Raw genomic sequence first — 9,976 nt, forward strand, 5'->3', positions numbered from 1 at the left:
GGCTCGTTACCGGTATTCCGGTAACGAGCCGTTCCGCGTTGGTGGGCGATACTGGGTTTGAACCAGTGACCTCTTCCGTGTCAAGGAAGCGCGCTCCCACTGCGCCAATCGCCCGTGGTGACCGCCCGAACCGGCAGCCAGGCCCCGTGGGGCGGATCGCGAGCGGACGACGGGATTCGAACCCGCGACCCTCACCTTGGCAAGGTGATGCGCTACCAGCTGCGCTACGTCCGCACGTCGCCGGTGTGCCCCGGCGACAGGTGAACTCTACCCGATCGCAAGATCGCCCGGAGCGCCACCCTGGCCGGTGGCGGGTTGCGTTGGTCGGCGCCGGGGTACTGAAGGGCTCGACAGCGCACCACATCCCCCTAAGGAGGCTGTCGTGGGTATCGGCACCAGCATCTTCCTGATCGCGCTCGGCGCGATCCTCACCTTCGCGCTGGACGCGAGCGTCGGCGGCATCAACCTCGACGTGGTCGGCTGGATCCTGATGGCGGCCGGTGTGCTCGGCCTGATCATGACCACGCTGATCTGGGGTCGCCGCCGTGCGGTGGTCACCACCAGTGAGCAGCCGGTGGAGTACCGCCGGGTCGAGGAGCGGCGGGACATCGGCCCGCCGCTGTGACACGACCACCGGCGGCGCCGGCGGATCACGCGATGCCGGGCCGGCTACCTCGATCGAGGTGGCCGGCCCGTCGCATCCGTGACCCCGACTGACCGCGGGAGGCACCCCTCCCGGCACCGCACGGCCCTCGTCGCTCACCGCATCAGCGCGTTGAGCGTTCCGTAGTCGAGGGCGTCCGCCAGCGCGCCGTACGTGCCCGCGCCGAGGGCCTCGTCCGCCGCCCGGCGGGCGACCGCGTACGCGGCCTCCGCGACCGACGAGCCGAGGCTCACCCGGGCCACCCCCAGCCGGGCCAGCTCCCCCACCGTCGGCGCACCCGGCCCGGCGAGCACGTTCAGCGGCGCCGGTACCGCCCGCACCAGCGCGCGGATGGTCACGGGGTCCACCACCCCGGGCACGAAGATGGCGTCCGCGCCGGCGGCGAGATAGGCGGTGGCCCGGGCCACGGTCTCGTCGACGTCCCCGGCGCCGCTGAGGAACGTGTCGATCCGGGCGTTGACGTAGAGCGGCAGCCCCGCCGCGTCGGCCGCGCCCCGCACCGCGCCGATCCGGGCGCACTGGTCGGGCACGTCGCGCAACGGCGCGTCGGCCTCGCGTCGGGCGTCCTCGATGTTCACGCCGACCGCACCGGCGTCGAGCACGGCGCGGGTGGTCAGGCCGACCTCCGCCGGCGTCGCGCCGTACCCGGACTCGATGTCCGCGGTGACCGGCAGCGCCACCGAGGCGGCGACCCGGCCGACCATATCGACGGCCGCGTCGCGGCCGAGGACGTCGCCGTCGGGTACACCCAGGCTCCAGGCGACGCCGGCGCTGGTGGTGGCCACCGCGCGGGCGCCGGCGGCCGCCACGATGCGGGCGCTCGCGGCATCCCAGGCGTTGACCAGGACCAGCGGCGACCCTGGTGTGTGCAGGGATCGGAACAGTTCGGCTCGGGTGTGTTGTTCGCTCACCCGGCAAGTCTCGGCCGGCCCCGACCCTGGCGGTAATGTTTCAGTCCCAGCTGAATCCACCGGGGGTGCCGTGGTCGCCATCAGCCTGTCGGCGGGTGCGGTCGCCCGCATCCGGTTCGCCGTCTCCTGCCTGTGGGAGGTCGTCGCGAGCATCCGGGTGCTGCGCGACCCCGGGGACCACGCCGTCCACCTGCCCTGGGTACGCCGGGTCCGTCCACCGCTGGTCGAGGCCGGGTTGATCGACGCTAACGGCGGGCTGCTCTGGCAGCTGGTGCCGGCCCGGCCCAGCTACCTGGCCGACTTCCTCACCCCGCCGCCCGCCGGCCTCATCCCGGACCTGGCCGCCGAACTGGCCGCCGTCCGCGCCACCCCGACCGACACCGTCCGCGCGCACCTGGACCTGTACCCGGGCGACCGCACGCCCGCGCTCGCCGCCCTGTACGCAGACCCGCCGGCCGGGCTGCGCCGGCTGACCGAGGAGATCGAGGCGTACTGGCGGATCGCCCTGGCCCCGCACTGGCCCCGGCTGCGGCTGCTGCTGGACGCCGACGTCGCCGCCCGCGCCCGCCTGCTCGCCGAGGACGGCGCGGCGGTGCTCCTCAACGATCTGCACCGCCAGGTCCGGTGGGAGGACGACACCCTGCTCGTCGCGCAGCGGCACTGCCTGGCCCCGGACGTCGCGGACGGTCCGGGCCTCGTGCTGGTTCCGTCGGTCTTCGTGTGGCCGTCGGTGGCGAGCGTGTCCGCCGGGGACGCGCCGCAGCTCGCCTATCCCGCCCGTGGGCTCGGCGCGCTGTGGGAGCATCCGACCGGCGTCCCGGACGCGCTGGCCGCCGTGCTCGGGCGCGGCCGGGCCCGGCTGCTCTCCGAGCTGATCGGGCCGGTGAGCACCACCGAGCTGGCCCGGCGCAGTGGCATGTCGCCCGGCGGGGTCTCCCAACATCTCACCGCGTTACGCGCGGCCGGTCTGGTGGTGACCCAGCGCCAGGGCCGCACGCTGCTCAACACCCGCACCGACCTCGCCGAGGCGCTGCTCTCCGCGACCGGGTAGACCGATGCGGCGTGCGGGTGGGTCGGCGCCGGACAGGGCGCTCCGGGTGCCGCCGCGTCAGATCGATGACCAGCCGGCCCCGCACCCCGCCCGCCTCAAGGATCCGGTGCGCCCGGGACGCCTCCTCCGGCGGGAACCGGCCGGCGACACGGAGGGTCAGCGCACCCTCCTCGGCGAGCCGCCGAAGCAGGTCGAGCTTGTCGCGCCGTCCGTCGTGGTCGTGCACGAACGCCGGCACCAGGGTGACGTCCGGGCGGGCGGCCCGGGCAAGCTCCGCCGGATCCGGCGCGCGCCGACACCGGCCGGCCTGCACATCGCCGAAGCCACCGACCTGGACGCGTTCGTCGGCGCCTACGCCCGGGTGTCCGGAATCCCGGCGGAAGGCGCGGCGGCGGCGATCGAGCGGGAGAAGGCGTTCGCCGGCGACGGCACGGTGATCAGGCTGGCCGGTCGCCTCGACGGCGGCCGGATCGTCGGGACGGCCGTGGCCTGGCTCAGCCACGGGCTGCTCACCCTGTACTTCGTCGGCACCCAGCCTGAGCAGCGCCGGCGGGGCATCGGCGCGGCGATGACCAGGGCCGCGCTCGACCTGGCCGCCGGGCGGGGCGTCCGCACGGCGGCACTCACCTCGACGCCCGTCGGCGAGCCGGTCTACCGCTGCCTCGGCTTCCGCACCGTGGGCACGTTCCGGCTGCTGACCTTCTGAGCCGAGCCGGAAGCGAGCGCGTGGCCTACGCCCGCAGTGCCTCGGCAGTGGCCGCCACGAAGCCCTCCGGATTGTCCAACATGATGTTGTGACCGGCGTCCGGCACGGCGACCACCCGCACGCCGGCGTCGGTGAGGGCACGCACACCCGTCGGCTCGCTGTCGGCCGGGTGGAGGTAGGTGCGCGGCACCGGCAGGTCGAGCAGCAGGTCCCGCATGGTGGGTGTGGTGCCGCGGCCGAGGTGGGCGGCGGTGCGGTAGAGCGCCTCCGCACCGGTGAGTCGCATCGTCGCCGCCCAGGCCGGCCCGACACGGTCGAGCGTCTCGGATCGGCCGTCGCCGTGCAGGAACTGCTCCTCGGTGTAGCGGGCGCGGATCCCGACGCCCGGAGGCTGCGGGTCGAGGGTGGCGTCGACGAGAACCAGGGCCGCGACAAGGTGCGGGTGGCGGGCGGCCAGGACGATGGCGACCGAGCCGCCCATGCTGTGCGCGATCACCTCCGCGGCGCTGACCCCGGCCGTGTTCAGCGCGGTGGCGAGCAGGTCGGCGTGCTCCTCCAGCGTGTAGGAGGCGTCGGCCGGCCGGTCGCTGATGCCGTGCCCGAGCAGATCCATCATCAGGGTGCGCCGTCCGGCGAGCGTGGGGTTGGTGGCCACCGCCGCGAAGTACACCGGTGAGGAGGCGCCGAGCCCGTGCAGGTAGACCCGGGCGGGCTCGGCGCCGGGCAATTCCACCCAACGAATCGTCGTGCCGTCTGGCCGCACCTGGGCGCCGCGCATCACTACCTCCTGACCAATACCTCGCAGTCGAGGTATCCCGTTGTGGAGGTAAGCTAACACGATGTTGGAGTTCGCGATACTGGGCTTCCTGGCCGACGCCCCGCTGCACGGGTACGAGCTGCGCAGGCGCGTCGCGGCGCTCACCGGCCACGTCCGGCCCATCGCGGACGGGACGCTGTACCCGACGATCAAGCGCATGGAGCGCGCGGGCCTGCTACGTCGCGACGTTCAGGCCGGCCAGGTGGCGGCGCCACGGCACGTGCTCACCCTCAGCCCCGCCGGGCAGGCGGAACTGCTGCGCCGGCTGCGCACCCCCGACGAACTGTTCATCACCGACGAGAACCGCTGGTTCACACTGCTGGCCTTCCTGCGCCACCTGGACGACCCAGCCGGTCAGGCCGCCGTGCTGCGGCGACGGCTCGACTTCCTCACCCAGCCGGCGAGCTTCTTCTGGGACGGTGACCGACCGCTGCGCGCCGACGACTTCCCCGACGACCCCTTCCGCCGAGGGCTGTTCCGCATCGCCACCGCCACCAGCCGCACCGAGATCGCCTGGCTGCGGGAGCTGCTGACGTCGCTCACGCAGTGAGCTGGCGAGCTGGCGAGCTCGCGACCTGGCGAGCGCATACAGAAAAGCTCGTTACCGGGATTCCGGTAACGAGCCGTTTTCTGCTGGTGGGCGATACTGGGTTTGAACCAGTGACCTCTTCCGTGTCAAGGAAGCGCGCTCCCACTGCGCCAATCGCCCGTGCCTTGTTGCTGAGGTGGGGACGGGATTTGAACCCGCGTACACGGCTTTGCAGGCCGTTGCCTCGCCTCTCGGCCACCCCACCGAGGTTGCCCCCGTCGTACGTGGCGGCAGCTCCGAGCGGACGACGGGATTCGAACCCGCGACCCTCACCTTGGCAAGGTGATGCGCTACCAGCTGCGCTACGTCCGCACGCCCCCGGCGTTCCCGGGTGACGGATGAGAACTTTAGCCGAGCCGGTGAACGACTGCCAACTCGGGGTCCGCGTCGGCGCGTCCGCCCGGGCGGGACCAGCCCCACCACCGCCAGGCTTCCTAGGGGGCTGCCCTGATGGTTGGCAGCCGTCACACTCCGACGTCGCGGCGTCGAGATGCCCGTCGCCGGGTGGCGCGGCGGGCGACGAGCGTTCCGGCGCGTCAGCTGGTGCCGGCGGACCTCGACGTACGCCCTCAGGAAAACGACGGAAGGCACCGTCTGGAAGTGTCCGGGTTCCGACTGTCGCATCCCGGATCGGACGGTGACGGGTAACTGTTCGTGTTCGGTCGGATGGGTTACCGTAACGGTCGTGACGAGACGTGCGGCCGAGATCCGCCTGGATGCCCTGCTGCGCACCGCCTGTGACGTGATCGTCGAGCGCGGTCTGGCCAACACCCGGACGGCAGACGTGGCGCAGGCCGCCGGGGTCAGTCAGGCCCTGGTTTTCTACCACTTCGTCACCAAGGAGCGGCTGCTCGCGCAGGCGTTCGCGTACGCGGTCGAGCAGGATCTGGCCCGGCTGGACGCGGTGACCCGATCCTCGGCCCCGCCGCTGACCAAGCTCCGCCGGATCCTCAAGCTCTACACCCCGGCCGGGCGGGCCACCTCCTGGTCCATGTGGATCGACGGCTGGTCCGAGTCGCTACGCACCCCGGAGGTGGAGAAGGTCTCCCGCCGGCTCGACCTGCGCTGGCGGCAGGACCTCGCCGCGGTGATCTCCGCCGGGGTCGCCGACGGCACCTTCCAGTGCGCCGACCCGGACGGGGCCGCCTGGCGGATCAGCGCGGTGATGGACGGCCTGGCCGTGCAGTTCGCCGTGCACGACCGGGTGATCTCCCGCCGGCAGTTCGGCGAGTGGGTCCGCCTGGTCACCGCCCGGGAGCTCGGCTTGGACCCGACCGACCTGGACTGATCCGCGGGCGGCCGCCCGCCGGCCAGCGCGGATCACCCTGCCGGGGCCCGGCAAAACCACTCGCCTCGCCACGCCGCCCGGAACAATCGGCAGCATGGATCTGCTGGAGGCGTACCGCCGGAGCCTGGCCGAGTTCGTCGACCGGGTTGACCAGGTCGGGCCCGGCCAGTGGTCCGACCCGACACCCTGCCCGGACTGGGACGTGCGCACCCTGGTCAACCATGTGGTCGGCGAGGACCGGTGGAGCGTGCCGCTGCTCGCCGGCCGGACCGTCGACGAGGTGGGCGGCCGGTTCGACGGCGACCAGCTCGGCGCCGACCCGGCCACCACGGCGCGGGAGGCCGCCGCGCAGGCCGAGATCGCCGCCACCCATCCCGGCGCGCGCGATCGCACCGTGCACCTGTCCGCCGGTGACACCCCGGCCGACGAGTACCTCCAGCAGCTCCTCGCCGAACACATGGTGCACGGCTGGGACGTGGCGGTGGCGATCGGCGCCGAGCCGCGGCTGGACCCAGACGTGGTGCGGGTGTGCGCCCGATGGTTCGCCGGCCGGGTCGACGACTACCGGCGCGACGACCTGGTCCGGGGCGGGGTGCGGGTGTCCGGCGACGACGAGCAGGACCGCCTCCTTGCCGCCTTCGGCCGCGACCCCGACTGGTCGCCGGTCGCCTGAGCGCGCCGCCCGTCGCAGCGGCGGAACCAGCGCCAGGGCCGGCGCGCGTCACGCTCATTTTACTAGGCTGCCTACTTTGTAAAGTTGAATTATCTCGATCCGTCGGCGCGTCGGCGTGCCCGGACCTTGCCGCCACCCCGACCGGCTGATATCCACAGATGCACATGCGTTACCGCGCAGCGTCGGCCGGCGGCCGCCGGTCATCCGCTCCCACGAGGAGGTCCCGTGCCACAACCGGAGTGGTCACCCCCGATGAGCCGGCGTCGACGCCGGCTCATCGCCATCCTGGCGTCGACGGCGACGGTCGCCGCGCTGCTCCCCACCGGCGTCAGCACCGCAGCCCCCGCCGGCGGCGCGCCGTCCGCCGAGCGCCGGTCCGGGCCGTTCGCCGAAGGGCACCAGCACGCCGACGTCGACAACCGCCGGGGTACGGCGGCACCGGACGCCCGCCAACGCGGGCTGGCCCGCGCCGCCGACCCCGACGTGCGTTGGAACCGGCTCGGCACCCCGCAGGCGCTCGGCCCCGGCCGCGCCCCGCTCGCGACCGGGCTGCCCACCGACCCGGAGGCCGCCGCCCGCGCCTACCTGGCCGCCAACCGGGACCTGTTCGGGATGGACACCGCCGCGGTGGCCGCCCTGGAACGGGTGCTGGTCCGGCCGATCGGCAGCGGAGCCGTGGTCACCCTGCGGCAGCGCTTCGGCGACCTGCCGGCCGGGCCGGACGGCCTGGTCACCGTCGCGGTCACCGGCGGCACGGTACTCTCGGTCAGCTCCTCGCTGGCCCGCACCACCGGCGTACCCGCACAGGCCACCCGCACGGCCGAGCAGGCGTACGCCGCCGCGCTCACCGACGCCAAGCTGGACGCCAGCGCGGTGGCCAGCCACACCGTGCGCGCGGTGGCCGTGCCGACCCCGCTGGACGGGCCCCGGGCCGGGTACGAGGTGACCCTGATCAGCGCGGACACCGACCACCCGGCCGCCTTCACCACCTATGTGGACGGGATCACCGGGCAGGTGCTGGTCCGTGAGGACCTCGTCGACTTCGACTCCGACAACCCGAGCTGGGCCGTCTTCCCGGCCACCCCGCCCCGCGATCTCGGCCCCGGGCAGGACCCTCGGGTGCGCTGGTGCGGCGACCCCACGCCGGGCTGCCAGGCGGCCTTCCGTGACCCGGCCACCGGCCAGCCGTGGGATGTCGACGCGGCCACCGGCACGCCCACCTTCACCTCGCGCGGCAACTCGGCCAACACGGTGCTGTCCTGGGGTGCCGGCACCCCGGTCGTCCCGGCCCCGCTCAGCCCGGAACGCCGTTACGAATACCCGTTCACCGACCAGTGGCACCAGGCGAAGTGCAACCCGGACGTGTTCACGTCCGCCCAGCGCAACGACGCGGACGCGTCGATCGCCAACCTGTTCGCCATGCACAACCGGATGCACGACTGGTCGTACCAGCTGGGCTTCACCGAGTCGGCGTGGAACCTCCAGGCCGTCAACCTCACCCCGGCCGGGTTGGGCGGCGACGCCGAGCAGGGCCGCGCCCAGCAGGGGGCGCTGAGCGGCAACCGGAACAACGCCAACCAGGGCACCCCGCGCGACGGACTGCCGCCGACCACCAACATGTACCTGTGGCAGCCGCAGGCCGGCGGGCCGTACCCGCCGTGCGTGGACGGCGACTACGACATGACGGTGATCGGCCACGAGTACACCCACGCGATCACCAACCGGATGATCGCCGGCCCGGACAGCGGGATCGGCGGCCACCAGGGCGGTGCGATGGGTGAGTCGTGGGGCGACCTGCTCGCCGCCGAGTACCTCTTCCAGAACGGGCTGCGGGCCCCCGGCGAGACGCCCTTCGTCACCGGCGGCTACGTCACCGGCAACCTGGTCAGCGGCATCCGCAACTACGACCTCAGCCGCAGCCCGCTCAACTACTCCGACATCGGTTACAACACCGGTGGGCCCGCCGTGCACGCCGACGGGGAGATCTGGGGCGCCACCAACTTCCGGGTCCGGTCCGCGCTGGTGAAGCGGTACGGCCTCGGCACCCCGCAACGGCAACTGGAGTGCGCGCAGGGGAAGGTCGCCGCCGACAAGTGCCCGGGCAACCGACGCTGGTCGCAGCTGGTCTTCGACTCGTTCCTGCTCCAGGCCGCCAGCCAGGTCAGCATGCTCGACATGCGCGACAACATGCTCACCGCCGACCTGCTCCGCTTCGGCGGCGCCAACCAGGACCTGATCTGGGCCGAGTTCGCGCGCTCCGGAATGGGCCGGGACGCCGTCACCAACGGCGCCGCCGACACCGACCCGACGCCGAGCTTCGCCTCGCCGAGCGGCGGCAACGCGACGCTCACCCTACGGCCGCGGGGCGACAGCGCCGACGCGCCGATCCGGGTGTACGCCGGGGAGTACGAGGCGCGGGCGGTGCCGGTGGCGGACACCGACCCGGCGACGCCGCTGCCGGACACCGTGGAGCTGGTGGCCGGCACGTACAACCTGCTCGCCGTGGCGCCCGGCTTCGGGCACCAGCGGCTCAGCGTGGTCGCGAAGGCCGGTCACGACGGGTACGTGGACCTGCGGATGAGCCGCAACCTCGCGTCCACGGCGTCCGGCGCCACCATCACCGGCGACGGGGTCAACCTGGAGCGGATCGGCGACGACACCGAGGCGACGAACTGGGCCTCGCTGGACGGGGTGGCCGGCAGGCAGCTCACTGTGGCACTTCCCGGGGACGCCCCCCAGGTGGTCAAGCGGGTGAACGTCAGCGCGATGCTGCGCCCGGCGATCGTCGCGGACCCGGACACCGGCAGTCAGAACGCGCTCAGCGCGCTGCGTTCGTTCGCGGTGTCCGCCTGCAACGCGAAGACCACCGACTGCGCGGATCCGGCGCGCTGGCAGCGGATCTACACCAGTGCGGGCGACGCGTTCCCCGGCGGGGCGTACCGGGCGTACAGCCGGGACATCAACCTCCGGACGTTCGCGGTGCCCACCACGCTCGCCACCCACCTGCGACTGGAGGTGCTGGCCAGCCAGTGCACCGGCGGCCCGCACTACGCCGGTGAGCAGGACAACGACCCGGCCACGACGACGGACTGCGCGACCGCCAGCCCGGCCCGGGACCAGGTCAGGATCGCCGACTTCCAGGCGTTCTCGAAGTGACACCGTCGGGGCCGGCGGACCTCCGCCCGGGGCGCAGCAAGGCACGCTCCGGGCTGGTGGCGCAGATCAAGGAGCGGGTGAGCGAGACCGACCGGCTCTCGGCACGCGCCGACGAGCTGCG

10 protein-coding genes, 5 tRNA genes and 1 pseudogene are annotated in these 9,976 nt (G+C 73.3%); 8 read left to right on the top strand and 8 right to left on the bottom strand.

The window, feature by feature from the left end; genetic code table 11:
• Positions 1–39: 39 nt before the first annotated feature.
• A tRNA-Val gene (locus ACWD5O_RS36355) sits at positions 40–114 on the bottom strand.
• 47 nt (positions 115–161) lie between these two features.
• Positions 162–234: transfer RNA gene (locus ACWD5O_RS36360), tRNA-Gly, on the bottom strand.
• A gap of 148 nt (positions 235–382) precedes the next feature.
• On the opposite strand from ACWD5O_RS36360, the gene ACWD5O_RS36365 reads away from it, so the two are divergent.
• Complete coding sequence (locus ACWD5O_RS36365) at positions 383–625, top strand: DUF6458 family protein (RefSeq protein WP_387325239.1); 243 nt, start codon at positions 383–385, stop codon at positions 623–625.
• 134 nt (positions 626–759) lie between these two features.
• Here the strand turns inward: ACWD5O_RS36365 and ACWD5O_RS36370 are convergent, their stop codons facing one another.
• Positions 760–1,575, bottom strand: a complete 816-nt coding sequence (locus tag ACWD5O_RS36370; RefSeq protein WP_450088089.1) for an isocitrate lyase/PEP mutase family protein — start codon at positions 1,573–1,575, stop codon at positions 760–762.
• 70 nt (positions 1,576–1,645) lie between these two features.
• Here ACWD5O_RS36370 and ACWD5O_RS36375 point away from each other — a divergent pair, with 70 nt between their 5' ends.
• Positions 1,646–2,626, top strand: a complete 981-nt coding sequence (locus ACWD5O_RS36375) for a DUF5937 family protein (protein ID WP_450088090.1) — start codon at positions 1,646–1,648, stop codon at positions 2,624–2,626.
• Here the strand turns inward: ACWD5O_RS36375 and ACWD5O_RS36380 are convergent.
• Positions 2,577–3,128 carry a zinc-binding dehydrogenase gene (locus ACWD5O_RS36380; RefSeq protein ID WP_450088091.1) on the bottom strand — a complete coding sequence of 184 codons (552 nt, stop codon included), beginning with the start codon at positions 3,126–3,128 and terminating at the stop codon, positions 2,577–2,579. The two genes, ACWD5O_RS36375 and ACWD5O_RS36380, sit on opposite strands and share 50 nt — an antisense overlap.
• On the opposite strand from ACWD5O_RS36380, the gene ACWD5O_RS36385 reads away from it, so the two are divergent.
• Positions 3,060–3,332, top strand: coding sequence for a GNAT family N-acetyltransferase (locus tag ACWD5O_RS36385; protein WP_450088092.1), 273 nt, complete (start codon positions 3,060–3,062; stop codon positions 3,330–3,332). The genes ACWD5O_RS36380 and ACWD5O_RS36385 overlap by 69 nt on opposite strands.
• Positions 3,333–3,357: 25 nt before the next feature.
• Here ACWD5O_RS36385 and ACWD5O_RS36390 read toward each other — a convergent pair whose 3' ends face one another.
• Positions 3,358–4,065, bottom strand: a complete 708-nt coding sequence (locus tag ACWD5O_RS36390; RefSeq protein WP_450088093.1) for an alpha/beta fold hydrolase — start codon at positions 4,063–4,065, stop codon at positions 3,358–3,360.
• A gap of 106 nt (positions 4,066–4,171) precedes the next feature.
• Here ACWD5O_RS36390 and ACWD5O_RS36395 point away from each other — a divergent pair, with 106 nt between their 5' ends.
• The gene (locus ACWD5O_RS36395) at positions 4,172–4,699 is read left to right on the top strand and encodes a PadR family transcriptional regulator (RefSeq protein ID WP_354963031.1); all 528 of its coding nucleotides are present in this window, start codon (positions 4,172–4,174) and stop codon (positions 4,697–4,699) included.
• A gap of 84 nt (positions 4,700–4,783) precedes the next feature.
• Here the strand turns inward: ACWD5O_RS36395 and ACWD5O_RS36400 are convergent.
• The 3 genes from ACWD5O_RS36400 to ACWD5O_RS36410 form a co-directional block, all read right to left on the bottom strand.
• Positions 4,784–4,858 (bottom strand) — tRNA-Val (locus tag ACWD5O_RS36400).
• Positions 4,859–4,872: 14 nt separating this feature from the next.
• Positions 4,873–4,943: transfer RNA gene (locus tag ACWD5O_RS36405), tRNA-Cys, on the bottom strand.
• Positions 4,944–4,977: 34 nt separating this feature from the next.
• A tRNA-Gly gene (locus ACWD5O_RS36410) sits at positions 4,978–5,050 on the bottom strand.
• 373 nt (positions 5,051–5,423) lie between these two features.
• Between ACWD5O_RS36410 and ACWD5O_RS36415 the strand changes: the two genes are divergently transcribed.
• From ACWD5O_RS36415 to ACWD5O_RS36430, 4 genes and pseudogenes are all read left to right on the top strand, one after another.
• Positions 5,424–6,026, top strand: coding sequence for a TetR/AcrR family transcriptional regulator (locus ACWD5O_RS36415; RefSeq protein WP_449936902.1), 603 nt, complete (start codon positions 5,424–5,426; stop codon positions 6,024–6,026).
• A 94-nt stretch (positions 6,027–6,120) separates the two neighbouring features.
• Positions 6,121–6,699, top strand: a complete 579-nt coding sequence (locus ACWD5O_RS36420; protein ID WP_354963033.1) for a TIGR03086 family metal-binding protein — start codon at positions 6,121–6,123, stop codon at positions 6,697–6,699.
• Positions 6,700–6,924: 225 nt separating this feature from the next.
• The gene (locus ACWD5O_RS36425) at positions 6,925–9,855 is read left to right on the top strand and encodes a M36 family metallopeptidase (protein ID WP_450088094.1); all 2,931 of its coding nucleotides are present in this window, start codon (positions 6,925–6,927) and stop codon (positions 9,853–9,855) included.
• Between the two features lie 26 nt (positions 9,856–9,881).
• Positions 9,882–9,976 (top strand): annotated as a pseudogene (locus ACWD5O_RS36430) (DUF881 domain-containing protein); the annotation flags it as partial.

Source organism: Micromonospora sp. NPDC005161, from assembly GCF_053599855.1.

What these genes read in the sequence shown, in the direction of transcription:
- ACWD5O_RS36395 (WP_354963031.1), top strand. Translation starts at nt 4,172, where the DNA reads ATGTTGGAGTTCGCGATACTGGGCTTCCTGGCCGACGCCCCGCTGCAC.
- ACWD5O_RS36420 (WP_354963033.1), top strand. Translation starts at nt 6,121, where the DNA reads ATGGATCTGCTGGAGGCGTACCGCCGGAGCCTGGCCGAGTTCGTCGAC.